21 protein-coding genes and 1 pseudogene are annotated in these 22,545 nt (G+C 60.7%); 8 read left to right on the top strand and 14 right to left on the bottom strand.

Annotated elements, in window-relative coordinates; genetic code table 11:
- Nucleotides 1-457 precede the first annotated feature (457 nt).
- The 6 genes from BUB78_RS18500 to BUB78_RS18475 form a co-directional block, all read right to left on the bottom strand.
- Nucleotides 458-1,795, bottom strand: a complete 1,338-nt coding sequence (locus tag BUB78_RS18500; protein ID WP_073200696.1) for a S41 family peptidase — start codon at nt 1,793-1,795, stop codon at nt 458-460.
- 3 nt (nt 1,796-1,798) lie between these two features.
- Nucleotides 1,799-2,935, bottom strand: a complete 1,137-nt coding sequence (locus tag BUB78_RS18495; RefSeq protein ID WP_073200694.1) for a murein hydrolase activator EnvC family protein — start codon at nt 2,933-2,935, stop codon at nt 1,799-1,801.
- Between the two features lie 2 nt (nt 2,936-2,937).
- Complete coding sequence (gpmI, locus tag BUB78_RS18490) at nt 2,938-4,458, bottom strand: 2,3-bisphosphoglycerate-independent phosphoglycerate mutase (protein ID WP_073200692.1); 1,521 nt, start codon at nt 4,456-4,458, stop codon at nt 2,938-2,940.
- A 164-nt stretch (nt 4,459-4,622) separates the two neighbouring features.
- Nucleotides 4,623-4,829: a cold-shock protein gene (locus BUB78_RS18485; RefSeq protein ID WP_073200690.1), complete on the bottom strand. Its 207-nt coding sequence runs from the start codon at nt 4,827-4,829 to the stop codon at nt 4,623-4,625.
- A 201-nt stretch (nt 4,830-5,030) separates the two neighbouring features.
- The gene (ettA, locus tag BUB78_RS18480) at nt 5,031-6,686 is read right to left on the bottom strand and encodes an energy-dependent translational throttle protein EttA (protein ID WP_073200702.1); all 1,656 of its coding nucleotides are present in this window, start codon (nt 6,684-6,686) and stop codon (nt 5,031-5,033) included.
- A 72-nt stretch (nt 6,687-6,758) separates the two neighbouring features.
- Complete coding sequence (locus BUB78_RS18475) at nt 6,759-8,567, bottom strand: putative bifunctional diguanylate cyclase/phosphodiesterase (RefSeq protein ID WP_220084039.1); 1,809 nt, start codon at nt 8,565-8,567, stop codon at nt 6,759-6,761.
- 220 nt (nt 8,568-8,787) lie between these two features.
- Between BUB78_RS18475 and BUB78_RS18470 the strand changes: the two genes are divergently transcribed.
- The 3 genes from BUB78_RS18470 (at nt 8,788) to dacB (ending at nt 12,254) form a co-directional block, all read left to right on the top strand.
- On the top strand, nt 8,788-10,008 hold the full coding sequence (locus BUB78_RS18470) for an alpha/beta hydrolase (RefSeq protein WP_139279397.1): 1,221 nt from the start codon (nt 8,788-8,790) through the stop codon (nt 10,006-10,008).
- Nucleotides 10,009-10,070: 62 nt separating this feature from the next.
- Nucleotides 10,071-10,679, top strand: coding sequence for a nicotinate-nucleotide adenylyltransferase (locus BUB78_RS18465; protein WP_073200700.1), 609 nt, complete (start codon nt 10,071-10,073; stop codon nt 10,677-10,679).
- Nucleotides 10,680-10,745: 66 nt separating this feature from the next.
- Entirely contained in the window at nt 10,746-12,254 is a 1,509-nt protein-coding gene (gene dacB / locus BUB78_RS18460; protein WP_073200684.1) for a D-alanyl-D-alanine carboxypeptidase/D-alanyl-D-alanine endopeptidase, read from the top strand.
- 9 nt (nt 12,255-12,263) lie between these two features.
- Here the strand turns inward: dacB and BUB78_RS18455 are convergent, their stop codons facing one another.
- A complete protein-coding gene (locus BUB78_RS18455) occupies nt 12,264-13,058 on the bottom strand; it encodes a crotonase/enoyl-CoA hydratase family protein (protein WP_073200698.1) in 795 nt (264 codons plus the stop codon).
- Nucleotides 13,059-13,168: 110 nt separating this feature from the next.
- Between BUB78_RS18455 and BUB78_RS18450 the strand changes: the two genes are divergently transcribed.
- Entirely contained in the window at nt 13,169-14,275 is a 1,107-nt protein-coding gene (locus tag BUB78_RS18450) for a pyridoxal phosphate-dependent aminotransferase (protein WP_073200682.1), read from the top strand.
- 67 nt (nt 14,276-14,342) lie between these two features.
- Nucleotides 14,343-14,519, top strand: coding sequence for a hypothetical protein (locus tag BUB78_RS20785; RefSeq protein WP_170865110.1), 177 nt, complete (start codon nt 14,343-14,345; stop codon nt 14,517-14,519).
- Here BUB78_RS20785 and BUB78_RS18445 read toward each other — a convergent pair.
- Both BUB78_RS18445 and BUB78_RS18440 read right to left on the bottom strand, forming a co-directional pair.
- Nucleotides 14,494-14,805, bottom strand: coding sequence for a hypothetical protein (locus BUB78_RS18445; RefSeq protein WP_220084038.1), 312 nt, complete (start codon nt 14,803-14,805; stop codon nt 14,494-14,496). The two genes, BUB78_RS20785 and BUB78_RS18445, sit on opposite strands and share 26 nt — an antisense overlap.
- A 6-nt stretch (nt 14,806-14,811) precedes the next feature.
- Nucleotides 14,812-15,210 carry a hypothetical protein gene (locus tag BUB78_RS18440; protein ID WP_139279395.1) on the bottom strand — a complete coding sequence of 133 codons (399 nt, stop codon included), beginning with the start codon at nt 15,208-15,210 and terminating at the stop codon, nt 14,812-14,814.
- Nucleotides 15,211-15,619: 409 nt separating this feature from the next.
- Here BUB78_RS18440 and BUB78_RS18435 point away from each other — a divergent pair, with 409 nt between their 5' ends.
- Nucleotides 15,620-16,369 (top strand): Crp/Fnr family transcriptional regulator, encoded by a 750-nt coding sequence (locus BUB78_RS18435; RefSeq protein WP_220084037.1) that lies wholly within the window; start codon nt 15,620-15,622, stop codon nt 16,367-16,369.
- Between the two features lie 45 nt (nt 16,370-16,414).
- Here BUB78_RS18435 and BUB78_RS18430 read toward each other — a convergent pair whose 3' ends face one another.
- The 5 genes from BUB78_RS18430 to BUB78_RS18410 form a co-directional block, all read right to left on the bottom strand.
- Nucleotides 16,415-16,813, bottom strand: coding sequence for a CBS domain-containing protein (locus BUB78_RS18430; protein ID WP_220084036.1), 399 nt, complete (start codon nt 16,811-16,813; stop codon nt 16,415-16,417).
- A gap of 306 nt (nt 16,814-17,119) precedes the next feature.
- Nucleotides 17,120-18,037, bottom strand: coding sequence for a carbamate kinase (locus tag BUB78_RS18425; protein WP_073200673.1), 918 nt, complete (start codon nt 18,035-18,037; stop codon nt 17,120-17,122).
- Nucleotides 18,038-18,041: 4 nt separating this feature from the next.
- Nucleotides 18,042-19,043: an ornithine carbamoyltransferase gene (argF, locus tag BUB78_RS18420; protein WP_073200671.1), complete on the bottom strand. Its 1,002-nt coding sequence runs from the start codon at nt 19,041-19,043 to the stop codon at nt 18,042-18,044.
- Between the two features lie 13 nt (nt 19,044-19,056).
- On the bottom strand, nt 19,057-20,286 hold the full coding sequence (locus BUB78_RS18415; RefSeq protein WP_073200669.1) for an arginine deiminase: 1,230 nt from the start codon (nt 20,284-20,286) through the stop codon (nt 19,057-19,059).
- Nucleotides 20,283-21,749: a YfcC family protein gene (locus tag BUB78_RS18410; RefSeq protein ID WP_073200667.1), complete on the bottom strand. Its 1,467-nt coding sequence runs from the start codon at nt 21,747-21,749 to the stop codon at nt 20,283-20,285. The genes BUB78_RS18415 and BUB78_RS18410 overlap by 4 nt, the downstream gene beginning before the upstream one ends.
- A gap of 249 nt (nt 21,750-21,998) precedes the next feature.
- Here BUB78_RS18410 and BUB78_RS18405 point away from each other — a divergent pair, with 249 nt between their 5' ends.
- Nucleotides 21,999-22,229: a hypothetical protein gene (locus BUB78_RS18405; protein WP_073200666.1), complete on the top strand. Its 231-nt coding sequence runs from the start codon at nt 21,999-22,001 to the stop codon at nt 22,227-22,229.
- Nucleotides 22,230-22,279: 50 nt separating this feature from the next.
- Nucleotides 22,280-22,545 (top strand): annotated as a pseudogene (locus BUB78_RS21615) (IS3 family transposase); the annotation flags it as partial.

The following is a 22,545-nucleotide window of genomic DNA, read 5'->3' as shown; positions in this document are numbered from 1 at the left end:
CTTGCATTGGGTGGCTCCTCCTATACGCAGATATGGACATCTGCAGTATGGCGCATTGCGACGCCGATTGGAGCAGGAGCCATCCACCCCATCAGGTCTGGGTTTCGGTCCTTTTGTAGGATTTGAATGTCCGGTTTCGGGAAATCGTGCTGCGCCGCTGCGGACAACCCTGGGATACGGTCGAGCAATCAAGGTGATTTTCGCTGCGCCAGCATCAGGCGGCTTCGTCCCGCAACTCGGTCATAGACCCTCCAAGCTTTGCTGCGCCCACAACGAATGGCCGCTTTTAAGGCTGCGTTGCAGCGTGGCGCTTGGATCAATCAAGGCAACTTTTTTGCTGCATGAGCGAAGGGCGCGATTTCAATCCGGCGGCTCTGGGCTCAAAGTTGACGTTGGCCCACAAAAAAAGGGCCCTGTCCCAACGGAACAGGGCCCTTTCAAGCGTTGCTAGACTGGCTTAGTCGCCTTTGCCAATCACCGACAGACCGCGAAGGATATCAATGGCATAGGCCAGTTGATAATCATCTTCGCGCAGCTTGGCCGCCTCAAGGGCGCGGGCGCGATCCTCTTCGATCTGCTTGATCTCATCCTCGGTCAGGCTGTCGTTGGACAGACGGCCACGCAGGTCGGCCTCGGAGCGGTTGGGCCGGGTTGTGGCCGCCTCATCCTCTTCGGTGGCCGGGGTGCGGCGCGGCTGTTCAACAAGGATGTCCGGGCTGACGCCAAGCGCCTGAATAGAGCGGCCCGACGGCGTGTAATACCGCGCAGTGGTCAGGCGCATCGCACCATTGCCCCGCAGCGGCATGACCGTCTGAACCGAACCTTTACCAAAGCTCTTGGTCCCGACAACGATCGCACGGTGGTGATCCTGAAGCGCGCCGGCAACGATTTCGGAGGCACTTGCAGAGCCGCCGTTGATCAGCACGACAATCGGCTTGCCATTGGCCAGATCACCCGGCGTCGCGTTGAACCGCTCGCCGTCCTGCGGGTTGCGGCCACGGGTGCTGACGATCTCGCCCTTGTCAAGAAACGCATCCGACACCTTGATCGCCTGGTTCAAAAGCCCGCCGGGATTGTTGCGCATGTCAAGAATGATGCCGCTGACATTTTCTTCGCCGCCAAGCTCTTCGATCTTCTCGGCCAGCCCCGCTTCGAGGTTGGGATAGGTTTGCTCGTTAAAGGTGGTCACCCGGAGCACCACGGCGTTTTGCTCGATACGCGCGCGCACCGCCGTAAGCTTGATCGTGTCACGAATGATCGACACATCAAAAGGTTCCGCTGTGCCTTCGCGCACCACGGTGATGATGATCTCGCTGCCGACCGGGCCGCGCATCAATTCGACCGCCTCGTTGAGGGTCAGCCCCAGAACGCTTTCGCCATCGACATGGGTGATGAAATCGCCCGATTCGATCCCGGCCTGATCGGCGGGGGTGCCGTCCATCGGCGAGACAACTTTGACAAAGCCGTCTTCCTGCGTCACCTCGATGCCAAGGCCGCCGAATTCGCCGCGCGTCTGCACCTGCATGTTTTCGGAATCGTCTGGCGACAGATAGCTGGAATGAGGATCAAGCGAGGTCAGCATGCCGTTGATCGCCGCCTCGACAAGATCCTTGGTATCGACATCCTCGACATATTGGGCGCGAATGCGCTCAAAAATGTCACCGAAAAGATCAAGCTGTTCGTAAACGTCAATCGAGTCGGTCGCTTCCTGTGCCAAAAGCGGGGCCGCCACCTGGGTTGTTACCACAACGCCGGTCAGAATACCGGCCGAGGCGGCCATCAGGAACTTTTTCATGTTTCAGTCATCCTTGTCGGTCTTGAACCACGCAAGCGGGTCCACTGGGGAATTGTCTTGTCTGACCTCAATATAGAGCGTCTGCGTCCGTTCGGAACCCGTATCCTGAGATTCGGCGGCCAAAAGCAGATCGCCCTCTGCGCCCGCACCGCCCATCAACCCTACCGGGCTGCTGCCGGGCAACACCTGGCCTGTTTGACCATAAACAACATCCAACCCGGCAAACACCAGCAAAATCCCCGATTGCGGCTCCAGAATGATCACATTTCCGTAGTCAAGCAAGGGGCCACGATAGCGCACCGTCGCCGCCGCAGGGGTCCGCACAAGGGCGCGCGGCCGTGTGGCAACAACGATACCGGGGCGTTTGATGCCTGCGGCGTCCGCCTCGCCTGCGCGGCGCAGGATGGTACCCTCGACCGGAAGCGGTAAGGCGCCCTTGCGCGCGCTGATATCGGGCAGGCTTCCGGGGGCCTCGTCGATCGCAATCTCGCTCAACCCGCTGGCAAAGCCCTCAAGCGTTTCGGTCGAGGCGATCAACAGCGCGGTTTTCACCGAATCCTCGGTAAAGCGGCGCGGCAGGTTGGTGCGCTCGGCCATCGCGGCACTCAGCGCGCTGCGCGCCTCCTGCACGCCCTCGAGCCCCTCTTGAAGCTTGTCCGCGGCACTTTGCTGCAGCGCGCGCAGCACGCTCAGCTCCTGGACCTTGTCGCGCAGTGACAGGGCCCGCGCATCAAGCGCCGGGGCAACCTCTGACAGGATCATGCCCGCCCGCGCCGTGCCCACCGGCCCGGCCGGATGCATCAGCAGGACCGGCACCGGGGCGTTGCCCATGGTCTGAAGCACGCCCAAAAGCTGGGCGATTTCCTCATCGCGCGCGCGCAATTCGGCGCTCAGCGCCTGTTCGCGCACCGCCGCACGGCGCAGCCCGTCGCGCATCGCCTCAAGCCCGTCCTCGAATGCGGTGATCGTCTCGGTCAGCGCCTTGACCCGGTTTTGCGCGCCTTCTGCCTTTTCCAGCGCCTCTGACGCCCGGCCAAGCCGCTCGGCGGCCGCAAAGGCCGCCGTGGCCGGATCGGTCGACACCTGTGCAAACGCGGGCGGCACAAGGGCCAGCCCGACACAGAGAAGGGCCCGCAACATGCTCATTTCAAAAGACTTTCCCCGGTCATTTCCTCGGGCTTGGGCAGGTTCATCAACTCAAGCAGGGTCGGTGCCAGATCGGCCAGCCGCCCGCCTGAGCGCAGATGCGCGCCACTTGGCCCACCCACAAGGATAACCGGCACAGGGTTGAGCGTATGGGCGGTATGCGGGCCACCCGTGACCGGATCGACCATTACCTCGCAATTGCCGTGATCGGCGGTCACGATCATGGCGCCGCCCACCGCCTCTAACGCTTCGACCACACGGGTAAGGCCCTGATCCACCGCCTCGCAGGCCGCCATCGCGGCCGCAAGGTTGCCAGTATGTCCAACCATATCGGGGTTGGCATAGTTCACGACGATCAGGTCATAGTCTTCATGGATAGCGCTGACAAAATGGGATGTGACCTCATCCGCCGACATCTCGGGCTGCAAGTCATAGGTCGCCACATGAGGCGAGGCCGCCATATAGCGGTCTTCGCCGGGTTCGGGCGTTTCCTTGCCGCCGTTCAGGAAGAAGGTGACATGCGGGTATTTTTCGGTCTCGGCCAGATGGAACTGTCGCAGGCCCTGCTTGGCCACCCATTCGCCGAGCGTATTGTTGATATCGCGCGAGGGAAACACCGTGTCATACCAGGCATTATGCACCTCGGAATATTCCACCATCCCCAAAAGCGCCGCCCACTCGGGGCGCTGGCCCCTGTCAAAGCTGTCAAACGCTGGATCGGCAATCGCCTGAAGGATTTCGCGCGACCGGTCCGCGCGGAAATTAAGGCAGAACACACCGTCACCATCGCGCGCGCCAAGATAGTTGCCAATCGCGCTCGCCGCGATAAATTCATCGGATTCAGAGCGCACATAGGCGTTTGTCACCGCGATGCGCGGGTTGGCACAGCGGATTCCCTTGCCAAACACGATCGCCTCGTAAGCCTCTTGCACCCGGCCCCAGCGATTGTCGCGATCCATCGCGAAATAGCGCCCGATGATGGTGGCGATCTCGACCCCTTCGGGAAGCGTCTCTTTCAGCTGTTCAAGGTAGACCCGCGCCGATTTGGGCGCCACATCACGCCCATCGGTCAGCGCATGCAGAACCACCGGCACACCGGCCTCGGCAATCGCGCGTGCGGCGGCAACGATATGGTTCATATGCCCATGCACCCCGCCATCCGACACCAGCCCGAGCAGATGCGCGCGCCCGCCGCTTTTTTGCAGCTTGGCGATAAAGCCCTGCAGGGACGCATTTTGAAAGAAACTGCCGTCTTCGATCGCAAGATCAATCTGGCCCAGATCCATCGCCACCACCCGGCCCGCGCCGATATTCGTGTGCCCGACCTCGGAGTTGCCCATCTGCCCGCGCGGCAGGCCGACATCGGGGCCGTGGGTGATCAGCGTATCATTGGGACATGTCGCCATCAGCCGGTCAAAAGTGGGGGTATTTGCGAGATGCGGCGCGTTCGCCTCTGTTTCCTCGCTCAGGCCCCAGCCATCCAGAATGCATAAAACGACGGGTTTTGGGGTACGCATGACGGCTCCTGGCTTGGTCTTGCCCGCCTTCTATCCCCTTCGTGCGCCGGGGTGAACCGGGTTAGCGCTAGCACTTTCGCTGTTGCGCAAAATACCGCACCCGCAAACGCAAAACGCGGCCCCGTTTCGGGGGCCGCGCCTGTAATCTTAACCGATGCTAAGGCTTATGCCAGAGCGAGGTTGATCGCGCTTTCGCGGCCGTCACGGCCGGCTTCGATGTCAAATGTTACTTTTTGATCATCTGCAAGACCCGACAGGCCCGACCGCTCAACGGCCGAGATGTGTACGAAAACGTCTTTGCTGCCGCCATCGGGGGCAATAAAGCCGAAGCCTTTAGTTGTGTTGAACCATTTCACGGTGCCAGTAGCCATATCCGTGTTCTCCTAAATTTAATGCTGCCCGCGTAGGTGCGGCAGCCCGGCAAGGTATGTCTGGATCGAAGACTGAGCGCCGGTTTAGGGAGACAGCAGGTCGAAATAGAATAACGTTCGCAAAGTGCATATGGGGGCAAGGCGCAAAAATTGCAAGGAATTTCCGCGCCCGCCCCCGATATAAAAGCGGATATACGCCGCCTAACGCACGAATTTCTTGTGCTTCACGCGCTTGGGCTCAAGCGCATCGGGGCCAAGACGGCGTTTTTTGTCCTCTTCATAGTCGCTGAAGGCGCCCTCGAACCATTCGACATGCGCATCGCCCTCAAAGGCAAGAATATGCGTACAGATCCGGTCAAGGAAAAAGCGGTCGTGGCTGATGACCACGGCGCAGCCGGCGAAATCCACCAGCGCATCTTCCAGCGCGCGCAGCGTTTCGACATCCAGATCGTTGGTCGGCTCATCGAGCAGCAGCACGTTGCCGCCATCCTTGAGCAGCCGCGCCATATGCACGCGGTTGCGCTCGCCGCCCGACAGAAGCGACACCTTCTTTTGCTGGTCGCCGCCCTTGAAGTTGAACGACGAGCAATAGGCACGCGCGTTCACCTCGGCATCGCCAAGCTTGATGATGTCCTGACCGTCGGCAATCGCCTCCCAGACGTTGTCATTGGGGGCCAGATCGTCGCGCGACTGATCCACATAGGATAGCTTGACCGTATCGCCATACTCAATACTGCCGGAATCCGGCGCCTCTTGTCCGGTGAGGGTCTTGAACAGCGTCGATTTACCGGCGCCGTTGGGGCCGATCACCCCGACAATGCCACCCGGCGGCAAAGAAAAGCTCAGATCTTCGATCAAAAGCTTGTCGCCCATATGTTTGGTCAACCCGTTGACCTCGATCACCTTGTTGCCAAGACGCGGGCCATTGGGGATCACGATCTGGGCACGGGCGAGCTTTTCGCGCTCGGACTGGCCGGCAAGCTCGTTATAGGCGTTGATCCGGGCCTTTTGCTTGGCCTGACGCGCTTTTTGGCCCTGCCGCATCCAGTCAAGTTCGCGCTCAAGCGTCTTTTGCTTGGATTTGTCCTCGCGCGCTTCCTGGCTCAGGCGCTTGGCCTTTTGCTCAAGCCAGGCGGAATAGTTGCCCTCGTAGGGCATGCCGCGGCCGCGATCCAACTCAAGGATCCAGCTGGTGATATCGTCAAGGAAATAGCGGTCATGGGTGACGATCAGGATCGTGCCCTTGTAGTCGATCAGATGCTGTTGCAGCCATGCGATGGTCTCGGCGTCAAGGTGGTTGGTCGGTTCGTCGAGCAAGAGCATCTCGGGCGCTTCCAGCAACAGCTTGCACAGCGCAACGCGCCGACGCTCACCACCAGACAGGCTTTCGACATCGGCATCATCGGGCGGACAGCGCAGCGCCTCCATCGAGATATCGACCTGCGAATCCAGATCCCAGAGGTTCTGGCTGTCGATTTCATCCTGCAACTCGGCCATCTCGTCGGCGGTCTCGTCGCTGTAATTCATCGCCAACTCGTTGAAGCGATCAAGCTTGGCCTTCTTGGCGGCAACGCCAAGCATGACGTTGTCGCGCACGTTCAGCGCCGGATCAAGATGCGGCTCCTGCGGCAGATAGCCGACCTTGGCCCCCTCGGCGGCCCAGGCCTCGCCGGTGAAATCGGTATCAAGGCCGGCCATGATCTTCATCAGGGTCGACTTACCAGAGCCGTTCACACCCACCACACCGATTTTGACACCGGGCAAAAAGCTCAGGTGAATGTCCTCGAAACATTTCTTGCCGCCCGGATAGGTCTTGGAGACCCCCTGCATGTGATAGACGTATTGATAGGCTGCCATGTTGTGCCGCTCCACTTGCGTATCTGTAATCCAACGCACCTGATACCCTCCATGGCGTCGAGGGGCAATGGCCTAGCGCAGGGTACGGATCGGCGACGACACGGGCGCCGGGGCAATGCCGAATGGCTTGGTCCCTGGCAGCGGATCATGCGCCGTCATCCAGGTGATCAAATCCCCGCGCGTCATCGGGCGGGCAAGGCCAAAGCCTTGAATGACCGGGCAATTGGCCCGGCGCAGCATGTCAAGCTGGCCTTCGGTTTCGACACCTTCGGCCACCACCTGCATGTCCAGCAGGGTACAAAGGCGGATAATGGCGCGCACGATCACCCGATTGCGCGGATCGCTGTCCAGCCGCGCGATCATCGAGCGGTCAAGCTTGATCGCGTCAATCTCGAAGGTGGCCATATGCGACAGGCCGGCGTAACCGGTGCCGAAATCATCAAGCGCCACGCGCACGCCAAGCCGCTTGAGCCGCTCGACGGCGGTCACGATGTCATGACCGCTGCCGTCAAGGATGGTGGTCTCCAGCACTTCGATACAGATATGTTCCGGGCGCAAACCGCGCATCTGAAGCCCCCAGTCAAGCAGCCCCGGATAATTCACATCCGCCAGAATCGAGGCCGACACGTTGATCGCCATGGTCATCTGGTCAAACCCGGTCGCATGCAATTCGGCCAGGGCATCAAGCGCCATGTTCATCGACATATAGTCGATATCGGCCAATATCCCCAAACCATCCGCCGCCGACAAAAACTCTGACGGCAGCAGCAATCCGCGCCGCGGATGGCGCCAGCGTACCAGCGCTTCACAGCCGCAAATCCGGCTGTCCGACAGGCGAAGCTGTGGCTGAAGGTAGATTTCAAACTGTTCCGCGACCAACGCCTCGCGCAGATCGCGCGCAAGTTCCTGCTGCGCCTTCTGGACCTGCCCCAGATGCGGCGTGTAGCACACGACCTGCCCACGGCCACGCGCCTTGGCGCTGTAAAGCGCCTGGTCGGCACGCTGGATCAGGGCCTCGCCGGTATCGGAAAGCCGCTCTGGCAAGCAGGCCCCGATCGAGGCGCCGATGCGAATCGCCTGCTCATCCCAGTCAAGGGGATGGGCCAGCGTCTCAAGCACCGCGTTGGCCCGCTCGATCAACGCGGCCTTATCGCCGGGTTCAAGGCAGATCAGCAGAAACTCGTCGCCACCTGTCCGGCACGCCAAATCGCCCGGCGCGCAATGCGTCTCAAGGGCCTGCGCGACATGCCTTAGCGTGGCATCGCCCGCGCCATGGCCAAGCGTGTCGTTGATATCCTTGAACTTGTCGATGTCGATCACCAGAACGCCAATCCTGCCCTGCGCGATATGATCCGTCACAAGTTTGGAGCCAAGGTAATCCTCAAGCTTCTTGCGATTGGCCAGCCCGGTGAGATCGTCGTGATGCGCGCTTCGCTTGAGATCGACCTGAATCTGGCGCAGCGCCATTTCGGTATTCACCTGGTCGGTCACATCGCGACAGGTCACCACCACCTTTTTCTGATGCGGTTCGGGGCCGATATCCAGCAGGGCGAAACTTTGCTGATTCCAGAACACCTGACCGTTGCGCCGGACATTCCGGCTCAGTTGATAGCGGCGAAACAGCGGGCTTTCGGAATCATAGCGGAAATTCTCCAGCGCTTCGCGATCCGGGCGCTCATTGACCGGCAGGATGAAATCCTGCGGCTTGCGGCCGCGCATTTCCTCAAGGCTCCAGCCGTACATGTCTTCACAGGCCGGGTTCACCCATTCGATACGCGCCTCGATATCCTGCACGACGATACCGTCGCGCGCCTGTTCAAGGATCAACCCGTAGATCGATTGCAGGGCTTCTGCGCCCTCGGGCACCGCTGGCCCCGTCACGTTCTGAGCGCCCTCTGACACCTGCACAAATTCTCCGCATAAAGCCTGACCTCGCGCCACATTAAACAGCGCAAGGTTAACGACCGGTAGCGCGCCATGGCCTTTCGGCAAATAAATTCCATAAAACTATATAAAGCCCGCGCGCCCACTTGGCCGTTGCCCGAAGCGCGAAAGTCGCCCCATAGTGATCTTGCACATCACCATTGAAGGGACCCCGGCCATGCCCCGCGCCTTGCCCGCTCTGTCAAAGCCATTGCTGCTGGCGTTCGCGCTTGCCCTTGCGGGCTGTGGTGGGGCGCGCCCGCTGAGCGAGGTCGAAGCGGTGCCGCCCTCTTCGGGCAAGAACATGCGGCTTTATTTCGTAACCGACCGCAACCCGAGCCGCCCCGGTGAAGGCGAGTTGATCTATACGGCCGCTCGAAGCTCTTCGATGGCGCTTGGCACGGCGCATCTGCGCCGCGCGGAAAGTCGCGCCGAAATGGGCAAGCCCCCCAAGCTCACGCAGGTGCATGAAGCGCTGCGCTTTCCGGCGACGCCGCTGCCGTTTTCGCAGGACAAGGGTGTCATTCTGCCCGACCTGGCCGCCACTGCCCGCTACGGCGAAAGCTCATCCGCCCTGAAGGCAGAGCTTTCACAGGCGCTGCGCGAGAGCGGGCAAGACGAGGTTCTGCTTTATGTGCATGGCTTCAACAGCAGTTTTGAGGAGTCGATCGAAACCCTTGCCCGCGTCTGGCACAGCGTCGGCGAAGGGCCGGTCCCGCTTGCCTATAGCTGGCCTGCGGGCAATCCGGGGCTGTTCGGCTATTTCAAGGATCGCGAAAGCGGCGAGTTTTCGATCTATCACCTCAAGGAAACCCTGCGCCTGATCACCGCCACACCGGGGGTGGGGCGCATCCACATCATCGCCCATAGCCGCGGCAGCGATGTGCTAACCACCGCGCTGCGGGAATTGGTGATCGAAACCCGCGCCGCCGGGCGCAACCCGCGCCAGAGCCTGCGTATCGAGAACCTAATCCTGGCCGCGCCCGATCTTGATTTCGGTGTCGTGCGCCAGCGTCTGATTGCGGAAAAATTCGGCCCCGCCTTTGGTCGCATCACCGTCTATATCAATCCCGAAGACAGCGCCCTTGGCCTGGCCCAGACCCTGATGGCCGGCACCCGCTTTGGTCGCCTGTCCTATAATCAGCTTGAACCGAATGAACGCGAGATATTCAAGCAGATCGGCAATGTGGACTTCATCAACGTCAGCGCCGTGACCGGCAAATCAAGCCATGCCTATTTTCGCAACAACCCCGAGGTTTTGATGGATATGGCCACGCTGCTGAAATCCGAGGCGCCCCCCGACAGCCCACAGCGCAACCTTATTCATGCCGAGGCCAATTTCTGGCGCCTGCTTTTGCCGCGCGATCTGCGCGTCCTGCCAGAGCGCATGGACCCCTGATTGCGCGCGCTTTGGCGGTGTTTTCGCTTTACACGGCGCGCGTGGCTGGCAATGAAAGGGCGATGACATACGCCCTGCCCCCTTCGCATCCCGGTCAGGTGATCGGCCTTTTGGGTGGATCATTCGATCCGCCACACGCCGGCCATCTGCATATCAGCCGCGAGGCGCTCAAGCGGTTCGGGCTGGATCGGCTGTGGTGGCTGGTCAGCCCCGGCAACCCCCTGAAATCGCATGGTCCCGCCCCGCTAGAGCGCCGGATGCGGGCCGCGCGCGCGCTTGTCGATCACCCGCGCATTGATGTCACCGATTTTGAGGCCCAGGCAGGCACCCGCTATACCGCCCAGACCCTGCGGGCGCTGATCCGGGCACGGCCGGGGGTGCGTTTCGTGTGGCTGATGGGGGCCGATAACCTGGCGCAATTTCACCTCTGGCAGGATTGGCGCGAGATCATGAATACCGTGCCGGTGGGCGTTCTGGCCCGCCCGGGCCAGCGGATTTCGGCGCGCATGTCGCCCGCTGCGCGGGTGTTTGATCACGCCCGGCTTGGCGCCCGCCAATGTCACAGGCTTGGCCAGATGAACGCCCCGGCCTGGTGCTTTGTGAATATGCCGATGATGGCGATCTCCTCGACCCATCTGCGCCAGAGCGGCGCATGGGCGGATACAACATAAAAGTGACGCAGCCGTGAGCGCGAATGCCGATTGCACCGCGCCGCGCGCTGCGCTTTACTCTGCGCCATGACCAGTCCGCTTTCCAGACGCGCCTTTCTTGGCAGCGCGCTGTCGGCGCTTGCCGTCCCTGCATGGGCCGGTGCGCCAAGCGTGTCGCTGCGCCCCAAGGCACGCCCCGGAGATTTCACCCGCAGTGTCGCCACCCGCAGCCCGACTGCGCCCAGCACCAAGGCGCTGATTGCCGAGGCAAAGCTTTCGGGGCGCGTCGGCTTTGCCGTGAGTGACGCCAAGACCGGGCTTGTTCTGGAACAGGGCGATGCCACGCTCGGCCTGCCACCTGCCAGCGTGACCAAGGCGGTCACCGCGCTGTATGGGCTCGATACACTGGGGTCAAATCACCGGTTTCAGACCCGTCTTATCGCGACCGGGCCAATCTCGAACGGAATATTGAAGGGCGATCTGGTGCTGGCCGGGGGCGGCGATCCGACGCTTGATACCGACAGGCTTGCCGAGATGGCGGCGGATCTGAAAAAGGCGGGCCTGCGCGAATTGCGCGGCAAATTCCGCGTCTGGGGCGGGGCGGTACCGTTTCTGCGCGCGATTGACGAAACCCAGCCCGAGCATGCGAGCTATAACCCGTCGCTCTCGGGGCTGAACCTCAACTACAACCGGGTGCACTTTGAGTGGAAGCGCAGCGGCGGCAAATATGCGATCACCATGGATGCGCGATCCGGAAAATACCGTCCCGATGTCACCATAGCGCAGATGCGCATCGCCGAGCGCGCGGCTCCGGTCTATACCTATCGCGCCAACGGTCGGCGCGATGACTGGACCGTGGCGCGAAGTGCGCTTGGCAATCGCGGCGCGCGATGGCTGCCGGTGCGCCAGCCCGAGCTTTATGCAGGCGAGGTCTTTGCCACCTTTGCCCGCTCGCAGGGCATCACGCTTGGCACGCCAGAGGTCAGCAAAAGCGCGCCCTCCGGCACCGCGCTTGTCACCCATCAAAGCGCGCCGCTCAGTGATATTCTTCGCGAGATGCTGCGCTATTCAACCAATCTTACGGCCGAAATGGTCGGCCTTGCCGCCAGTGCCGCGCGGCTTGGCAAACCCGTAGACCTGCGCACCTCGGCGCGGGAAATGACCGGCTGGGCGCAAACCAGCCTTGGCATGGCCGACCCAAGACTTGTTGATCATTCCGGGCTTGGCGATGCGTCTCGCCTTACGGCGTCGTCAATGGCCGGGGCGCTTGCGCGGGCCCATCGCGCGGGGCTTTTGAAGCCGCTGTTACGCGACATCCCGCTGCGCGATGCGCGCGGGCGCACCCTCAGGGATCAACCGGTAAAGGTGGTGGCGAAAACCGGCACGCTCTATTTCGTCAGCGCGCTTGCAGGCTATATGACTACGCCCGACGGGGCCGAAATGGCCTTTGCCATTTTCTCTGCGAGCGACAGTTTACGCGCCAAGGTGAACTCGGCGCAGGATGATCGCCCGCCCGGTGCCGCCTCCTGGAACAAGCGCGCGAAACATCTTCAACAGGCGCTGATTGAACGCTGGGGCATTGTCTATGGCGGCTAGACCGACCCGTCAGGCCTTGCCCTTGAAATCCGGCGCGCGGCCCGCAAGATTGGCGGCGATCTGCTCCATCTGATGCGGCTTGCCGATAAGATCGGCCTGTTCGCGGCTTTCGGCCAGGAGGATCTCCTCCTCGCCCACCCCGCTTTCGGCCACCGCAATAAGCCGCTTGGCGGCGCGGATGGCAGAGGGGCTTTTGGCGGCAATCTGCGCCGCAAGATCAAGCGCGGCGGCGAGCGGATCATCGGCGATTTCGGTGACAAGCCCCCAGTCCAGCGCTTGGCTCGCCCCAACCGGCGCGGCGGTATAGGTCAGACGGCGGATCACGTCGCTGCGCGTCAGCCCCGGCAAGAGCGCCATGCCGCCCATATCGGGCACAAGGCCCCATTTCATCTCCATCACCGCAAGCTTGGCATCGGCCCCGGCAATGCGGATATCGGCCCCAAGGGCCAGTTGAAACCCCGCGCCGTAAACCGCGCCATGCAGCGCGGCAATCACCGGGACCGGCACCCGGCGCCAGACCATCGCCACCTCTTGAAAGATATTGGTATTGCCATGGCTGCGCCGCATGATCATCGCCTCGGGGTCGGCGGCCGCGAACTTGGCAAAGCTCATCACGTCAAGCCCGGCGCAAAACGCCTGCCCCTCACCCGACAGAACCACGGCGCGCACATCGCTTTTGCAAAGCTCCTGACCGGCGGCGACGATCGCCTCGGCCATCTCGGGGTCAACCGCATTGCGCTTGTCGGCGCGCATCAGGGTGACCTTTGCGATGTGATTGTCGATCTCGACGCGAACCCGGCTCATGGCGATCTCCCTTGGTTTGACGGCATGAAACACCACTTGCCGCAGCAAGACCAGACCGACGTGGGGGCAGACCCTTGCACGCGCAACCGCGATCCCGTTAACTGCGCGCCATGGATACACCTCGCTATACCGACCTTGTTCAATCCCTGCCCGCCAACGTGCCCTTTGTCGGCCCCGAGGAACAGGAACGTGCCCGCGGCGCGCCCTTTGCCGCGCGCCTTGGCGCGAATGAAAACATCTTTGGCCCCTCGCCATCGGCGATCGCCGCCATGCGTGCCGAGGCGGAAAATGTCTGGAAATACGGCGACCCGACAAGCCATGATCTGCGCGCCGCCCTCGCCGACGCCATGGGTGTCGCGACCGGCAATATCCTTGTCGGCGAAGGCATCGACGGCCTGCTTGGCAATCTGGTGCGCCTGCTGATCGGGCCCGGCGACGCGGTGGTGACCTCTGACGGGGCCTATCCGACGTTCAATTATCATGTGACGGGGTTTGGCGGGGTGCTCCACAAGGTGCCCTACCGCGATGACCACGAAGACCTTGCCGCGCTCATGACCCGCGCGCATGAGGTGGGGGCCAAGCTTATCTATCTGGCCAATCCCGACAACCCGATGGGCACGTGGCATCAGGGCACCGATATCGTCGCAGCCCTTGATCAGTTGCCCGAGGGCTGTTTGCTCCTGCTCGATGAGGCCTATGTCGAGTTTGCCCCCGAGGGCACCGCCGCGCCGGTCGCGGGCAATGACCCGAGCGTGATCCGGATGCGGACCTTTTCAAAGGCTTACGGCATGGCCGGGGCACGCATCGGCTATGCCATCGGCGCGCCGGACCTGATCCGCAGCTTTGACAAGATCCGCAATCATTTCGGCATGAACCGCATGGCACAGGTCGGCGCGCTCGCGGCGCTGAACGACACCGCGTGGCTTGCCGATATTCAGGCCAAGGTGGCCGTGGCGCGCAATACCATCGCGCGCATTGCCGCCGAAAACAGCCTTGTGGCCCTGCCCTCGGCGACCAATTTCGTCGCCGTCGATTGTGGCCGGGATGGCGATTTCGCCCGCGCCGTCCTTGCCGCCCTCGTAGCGCGCGGGGTCTTTGTGCGCATGCCCTTTGTCGCGCCGCAAGATCGCTGCATCCGCATAAGCTGTGGCCGTCCCGGGGATTTGGAGGTGCTGGCTGATGCCCTGCCGCCGGCCCTTGCTGAGGCGCGCGGATAACGGCCAAGCGGCGCCCCGGGGCCAAGAATTAACCTGACAGATCGAAATCTTGCGCTAAAATCGCCGCATGAACCGTGGAAACATGCCCTCTGCGCCCAATTACACCAACGCCGCTCTGGTGATGGGGCTGGTGAATTTGCTTTGGGTTTTCATGGTGATCTGGGCGCAACTTGGACTTTTGGCGGTGATTGCCACCGGCTATGTGCTCGACAAGCTGATCAGCCGGATCGCGCGCACACGGTAACGCCCCGCAACCACCCAAAATCGGAGAATTCACACGAAGTGTCCCGAGAGTCCGCACCTATCGACACGAGCTGCTCAGCTGTCGCGGTCAACCAACCCAGCCTTATCTTCATGCGCGGACCGAGTTCTGAAATGAACGCCTGGAACTTCTCATCATAATCCGATGCGGGGGCTTGTTCAGCCATGGTGAGACCGGACTTCGCCGGTCCTTCACCCAGAATTTTATTGATAAAGGCGAACATTTCGCCCTCCTTTAAATGGCAGCGACCGCCCAAATAGCGCTTCATTTGCATTCAAAACAATAAGCCGCTGATCCAGGTCGAGGATTTGTTCGTCATTCCAGAAAAATAAAAACCCGCCGTGCACGAACACCTTGACCGCTGTCTCGATTGTGGCGTCGCGCGGACCGGCGAACCGCAATGACCCCATTGGCGGCCATCATTCCAGCCAGAATCGCGTCCGCCGGTTTTTGCAACATGCTGCACTGCCTTCAGGGCCGTTCTTGTCGCGGTGCGGCGCCGGTCGAACCAATGGTACGAAAACGCCTCGACGTCCTGCAGGACAGTCTCCTGAGCCTGCAAGAGATTATCCATTTGGGGCACAACCATGGGGGAGGTTAAAATGACCCCCTGCACCTGTCTGGCAAAGTCAGAAATCGTATCGGAGGCCAGGTTTCTGTCAGTTTTTATCACCAACAGATTTCCCCACAAGTGGCTCCGTTTAAGGCCAGGAATTGAGGTTCAACCACTCTTAACCTTTAGGGCCGATGTCGCATTGACGAAGGTTAAACCCATAATCGGCGGAAACCGGAAACGGCCAGACCCCTGTCGCGGCCTGATTGATTTCGCTCAAGAAACAAATTGATCCCTCGTGCACAGTTCAGCGTGAAATGCTTTGTCATGAGTAACGTCTGGGGGACTGCGGCGTTGCCTTTAATTCAATGCTGAGACGTTTGATTTGAAGGCAGACCCGCAGGGCAACATCCGCGCCGAATTTGATCCGGCGCTCGATTTGGCCGATCCGTCAAGCCCTTCCTTAATAAGGGCGTTCTGTGAGCCGAACCACGTTGCGTGACCCGATAGAATGAGAGGATTTCAAAGGATGAACAGCAACTTACTCACCGCACTTCGAAGTGATTGCATGCATCGCCTGCCTTCCTCCGTTTCGGCTCCGGCCCCGACAGCACAGCTCGAAAAGGTTCTGAGATCGCACAGACGCGGCTTTGGTGCCGGAAATATCCTCAAACTTGAGGGAGAGGCTTCTGCGGCAACCTATTGTGTGCTTGACGGATGGGTCGCCTTGTCAAAGTCGACACAAGACGGCCAGAGGCAGATCATCGACTTTGTGCTGCCCGGCGATATCATCAATCCGGCATCCGCAAACAAATGGACCAGTGCCATGCAAATCGAAGTGCTCTCCTATGCCAGGATTGCGGTTGTTCCGAACGTCACTTGGGCGAACCTGACAAAGTGGGTGCCAATGCTGCGCATGCGTGAGAGCGCAATCATTTCCTCGGCCCTGTCGCGCATGTCAGAGCGGATGCTGAGGCTCGGAAAAGGCACCGCCGAAATGCGGATCGCCTATTCCCTTATCGAACTTTACCTGCGCCTGCGCGCCATCGGTAAAGTCGATAACGACAGGTTCCACATCCCGCTCACACAACAGCAACTCGGCGAATTTGCCGGGCTGTCGTCTGTTCATGTCTGTCGCACCATGCGGCGCTTGTCCCGCAAAAACATTCTGACAGTGAACAGCCAGATGGATATCGCCATACTCGATTTGCAAGGGCTGGCCGAGATCGCAGGCGCTGATGTGGCGGTGCTCAATACGTCGATCATCCCAACCCAATAGAAAAGAGCAGATGACAGCGCGGCCCAATCCGCTCGGACAGCAGGATCAACGCAACTCGACGACCTCACCAAGCGCCTGACCGGCCAGTCCTTCGGAAACATTCTCTGCGATGTCCCCCAAGGACAGGATACCCACAAGGCGGTCATCATGATCGACGACCAGAAGCCGACGGACCTGATTGTCCCCCATGATAGACGCAGCCTCGGCCACGTCCTGATCCATATGGCAGGTCACCGGATGATCCGACATGGCCCGGGCTGCGGTGATTTCCGCCGGGACGTCTGCAACCGGCAAGATGCGCGTGACGATGTCACGATCTGTCAAGACACCGACGGGGCTGCCATCCAAGACGATGGGAATCAAGCCAATATCATGGTCGCGCATAAGGCGTGCGATTTCACGAATCGACGCATCGCTTGCCCCGGTGATCGCGGGAATGGTCATGACTTTGCGTATCTGCATCACGGTCGTCTCTTGCATAGCCTCGGGGTGCCGCGCGCTGCTTCGTGCTTCGTGGCGGCGTTATCGGCCAAATGAGTTACGCCAAAATCCCGAAATTACAAACGGATAGGATGTTGCACGTCTTAATTCAGCAAAAGGATAACTCTGGCCAAGGCAAAATGCGTTAACCCACATTAATGCCTGACAGCATCTCGCGCCGGACGTCGCGCATGAACATGCACAGAGACCTTGCCGAAAGAAGCCCCCCGTGCCTCAATACCCGCCCCTTGGCCCCGTGATAACGAGATCTCAGGGTGCGTCATTCTCTATTCGGGTGCCCGCGCGCCCTTTCAGGATATCAAAAGCCTCGCCAAGCCGCCCGATCCCGGCCCACCGGGCGCCGCTGCTTGCAAAACGGCAGGCCGCCGCGACCTTGGGGCCCATCGAACCGGCGGGCAGATCGAGCGACGACGCCTCGGTCACCGGCATTCTTTCGATGCGCGCCGCGTGACCGGTTTCAAAATCGCGATAGACCCCGTCAACATCCGTCAGCATCAAAAGGACATCGGCCCCGAGGGTTTCGCCCAAAAGCGCACTCGCGGCGTCCTTATCGATGACGGCCTCTATGCCGGTCAGCCCCCCATCGGGGCGCGCGATAACAGGGATTCCCCCGCCGCCCGCGCAAATCACGATGGTTCCATGCACGAGCAACTGGCGGATGACCTTTATGTCGGGGATCTCTTTCGGTGCGGGCGACGGGACGACACGTCGCCAGTTTTCACCGTCCTGCGCGATGGACCAGCCGTACCTGTCCGCCATCTCCTCGGCTTGCGACCTGTCATAGACCGGCCCGACGAATTTTGTTGGTTTATCGAACGCGGGATCCCTTGGATCAACGCGCACCTGGGTCAAAAGCGTCGCGACCGTTCGGCTGTGGCCCAAGGCGTTTTCCAGCTCCTGTTCTATCAGATAGCCGATCATGCCTTCGGTTTGCGCGCCCATGACGTCCAGTGGAAAAACCTCGTCGGGTTTGTAAGACAGGCCCTGCAAGGCCAGAAGACCGACCTGCGGACCATTGCCATGGGTGACGACAAGATCGTGCCCGGCCTCAACGATGCGCGCCAGCGCCCTGGCAGCCACACGCGCATTTTCGCGCTGGTTGACAGCCGTCAGAGCCTGCCCGCGCCGCAAAAGCGCGTTGCCACCAAGCGCTGTGACGACAAGCATGGCCTTATGGCCCTATCGTGGCGACGAGAACCGCTTTGATCGTGTGCATCCGGTTCTCGGCCTGATCGAACACAATCGAGGCGGCGCTTTCAAAGACATCATCAGTCACTTCCATTGCTGACAAGCCGAACTCCTTCTCGATCTCGGCCCCGACCTCGGTTTCCGCATTGTGGAAGGCCGGCAAGCAATGCATGAAGCGGGTGCGCGGGTTGCCGGTATTGGACATGACCTCAGCCGTGACCTGATAGGGCTTCAGCAACTCGATACGTTCGGCCCATTTCTCCCTGGGCTCTCCCATCGAAAGCCAGACATCGGTATAGATGAAATCCGCACCCAACGTGGCCTCCTGAATGTCATCAGAAATCAGGATGCGCGCGCCGGTGTCCTGCGCGATGCTCCGTGCCTCGGCCTCGATAAGCGTTTCCGGCCAGCACGCACGCGGGGCGCAAAGGCGCACGTCCATGCCCATCTTGGCACCACCAATCAACAGGCTGTCGGCCATGTTGTTGGAGGCATCCCCCATGTAGGTGAAGATCACCTCGCGCAATTGTTTTTCAGCGTGTTCGCGCATGGTCAGGAAATCGGCAAGTATCTGAGTAGGATGAAATTCGTCCGTCAGGCCGTTCCACACCGGCACACCGGCATGCGCCGCCAGATCCTCAACAACCGTCTGACCAAAGCCCCGGTATTCAATCCCGTCGAACACACGGCCGAGCACGCGGGCGGTGTCCTTGACGGTTTCCTTGCGGCCAAGATGCGTACCGGACGGGCCCAGATAGGTGACATGTGCCCCTTGGTCATGGGCTGCAACCTCGAATCCCACCCGCGTCCGTGTGCTGTCCTTTTCGAAGATCAGGGCAATTTCCCTGCCCTTCAGTCCCGGTTGTTCCGTCCCTGCGTATTTCGCGGCTTTCAGCGTCGCGGACAGATCCAGCAGGAACCCGATTTCACCTGGCGCAAAGTCGCGCAGACTCAGGAAATGCCGGTTCTTCAGATTATAGGCCATACTATTGCTCCTTTCATGCCGGATCGCGGATTGTCGGGCAACTCATGCATCGGCTGCCCCCCCTGCCCCGGCCTAGCTCGGCCCCCGGAATCTCCAGCACCTCGATGCCTTCAGCGCGCAGCGCGGCGTTGGTGTCGTCGTTGCGGTCATAGCCGACCACCACCCCGGGGCGCAGCGCCAGCACGTTGTTGCCGTCATTCCATTGCTCGCGGGATTCCTCGAAAGGATCGTCGCCGCCAGTCGAAACAACCTTCAACCGCCTGAAGCCCAATGCCTTTGCCAGAACATCAAAGATGGGCCGCTCAAGGCGCCTCATATCAAGGGGCGCCGAACCGTCACCGGGACGCAGATCGAACAAGCTCATTTCCGCCGCTACATCGGTAAAGCTTGTCACGACATCGCCGCCACAGAAGGTAAACACCGTATCAAGGTGCATGGCTGATCGTTCCTTGGGCAGTTGGCAGGCCAGAACCCGCGTCGCCCGACCGTCATCGAACAGCGCCTCCGCCAGAAGGCCAACCGCCTGTGGCGACGTGCGCTCGCCCATGCCGATCAGAACAAGACCATTGCCAACCGGCATTACATCGCCACCCTCGATCGTGGCCAGACCATGATCCCGTGTGGGGTCGCCCCATATCACCTCCGCCTTACCTGCGAACTTCGGATGAAACCGGTAAATTGCCGCAGTCAGCAGCGTTTCCGGTCGCCGCGCTTGCCAATACATCGGGTTCAGCGTGACGCCGCCGTAAATCCAGGCACTATTATCTCGGGTGAACAGAAAATTCGGCAAGGGCGGAAGGATAAAGCCAAGTGGACCCAGATAAGCACCAAACATGCCTGCGGGCTCGAATGGCAGGTCATCGACCGTCAATCCGCCAATCAGGACGTCCGACAGCGCGCTGCCAGACAGCTCGTCCAGCCAATCGCGCATCTCGCCCAGCATGCCGACGCCAATATCCAGCGGGCTGACCCTGTGATCAAGCACCCAGCGGCGCGCATCGGCACTCTCAAGCGTTTCCGCCAGAAGCGTGCCTGTATCGAGCACCTCGACACCTTCGTCGCGCATGATGTCGGAGAAGACATCATGATCCTTGCGCGCCTGTTTGACCCAGAACACATCGTCGAACAAAAGCCGCTCGCAATTCGACGGGGTAAGCCTGCGATGCGCGCGGCCCGGCTTGCAAACGATCACCTGCCGCAATTGTCCCGTTTCGGAATGTACGCCAAGTTGGGGCGTGCTCATGCCACCCCCCCCGTGCCCAGCCAGGCCCCAACCGCCAGCGTGCCCATTATGAAGACCGTCAAGATCAACAGAAGCGGCCAGATAAAGACGATCCAGCGATCATAGGACACCCGCCCAATGGCGAGGCCGCCGATGACCACTGCGAAGGTCGGATTGATCAGATTCACCAGCCCGTTCGCCGATTGATAGGCGGTAACGACCAAGTCGCGGCCGACACCGGCGAAATCGGCCAGCGGTGCCAGGATCGGCATCGACAACACCGCCAGACCCGACGAGGAGGGAACGAAAAAGCTCATCCCCACCTCGATCGCGAACATGGTCGAGATGAACGCGATGCTCGACAGATCGCCCAGGGTTTGCGCGGATGCATGCAGGATGGTGTCCGCGATCAACCCCTGCTCCATGATCACGACAATGCCACGCGCCAATCCAATCACCAGCGCCACCCCCAGAAGATCGCGCGCACCATCGACAAAGGCCCCGGTCAGTTTCTTTTCGCCAAGTCGCCCGATAAGGCCGATGACGATCGCCGAGCCAAGGAACAGCGCGCCCATTCGCGCCATCCACCACTCCTGCGTGGAGACCCCCCAGATCATCGCAACGAATGTGCCTGCAAAAACGATCAGGATAACCTTTTGCGTGCCCGTCAACGCATCGTCCGCCGTTTCTTCACCATTGCCACGCAAAAAATGGCGGTCATGCGCCTGCCACTGCTTGGCCACGACAGAGCGCTGATTGTCGGCCTTCACGAGCGCGGCATAGCGCATAACATAGGCCACACAGATGCCCAGCCCGCCAATCAGAAGAACAAATCGCAGGATAATGCCGTTCGTGAAAGGGATCGACGCCGCATCCGCCGCAATGATGGTGGCGAACGGATTGATCGTAGACCCTAGCACGCCGATACCGGCACCGATCAAAATGATCGCGACACCCGTCACCGCATCATAGCCAGCGCGCAGAACCACCGGCAAAAGGATCGCGTAGAACGCCAGTGTTTCCTCGGCCATGCCATAGGTCGTCCCTCCGATGGCGAAAAGCGTCATCAATATCGGGACCATCCAGATCTCGCGGCCCTCCATCGCGCGCATTGCGCTGCGAATGCCGGTGTCGATCGCCCCGGTCGCGTTTACCACGCCCAGGAAGCCGCCCAGCAAGAGAACGAACAGCGCCACGTCGATGGCATTCGCCGCATAACTGTCAGGATCGTAAAACCCCGCGATCGGGGCCAGAAGCACGTCAATCGGCCCCTGCGGGTTGGCCTCGACGGTCTTGTAGGTTTCGGGAACGGCCACCTCGCGACCGACATCCTCGTTCATCACACGGTCATATTGCCCTGCAGGAATTATCCAAGTCAGAACTGCCACCAGAATGATCAGAAGGAACAGGATCGTATAGGCTGTTGGAAACCGGGATTGCAGGCCCGGATCCGTGCTTTCCGCCTCTGCGGCTGTGTCCGACATGATAGATCCTTCCCTTGGCACAAGTTCTGTTGAGGGTGAGCCTTCTATGTTCCCATTCCCGCAGGCCTGCGCATTAATCTGCGTTAATCCGATAAAACACCGAACAAAGGCCCGCGGCTTTAACCCCGGTCAATGCCTGCGCTTCTGACGCCCCTGGCATCACCCCGACGAAAGGATGCGGGAGACTGGTCTTGCCCCGGTTCAGTTCCGGTCTCTTTCGAGCAATGTTTGCGATGAAGGAGATAGGGAATGGCAACGAGATACACGAACGGGTTTCGCCGTGATGCGGTGCGCATCGCGACGACCGGTGGACTGACCCGGCCACAGGCGGCTGCCGATTCAGGGGGTGGACTTTCGACGCTGAACACGTGGGGTCAGACGCATCAGCATGACGATCTGATGTCGGGTCCGCGCGAGGATGTCAAAAGGCAGAACGAAGGCCTGCGCGCGGCAAGCTTCCTTGCGGGCCAAAGCCGATGAGGTTTGCTTTCATTGTTTCCCGGAAAGAAGTCTGGCCTGTGGAATGTCTCTGCCGCATTCTGCAAGTTTCATCGCGGGGATTTCGTGCATGGCGAAGCCGCCCAACGAGCCGCAGACAGCGCGACGATATGGTGATCCTGGCGCAAGACCGATCGCAACCACACGTTCAACACTGCGCCCATTCTGCTGGATCAGGGTTTCTCTGCGGATGGCCCAAACCGGAAGTGGGCGGGCGACAGATCCCATATCTTGACCAGCGAAGGGTGGTTGTATCTGGCCGTCATCATCGATCTGCATTCTCGGCGCGTCATTGGCT

It is taken from the genome of Roseovarius marisflavi (assembly GCF_900142625.1).
Taxonomy (GTDB): Bacteria; Pseudomonadota; Alphaproteobacteria; order Rhodobacterales; family Rhodobacteraceae; genus Roseovarius; species Roseovarius marisflavi.
This window is presented reverse-complemented; position numbering and strand designations above follow the sequence as displayed.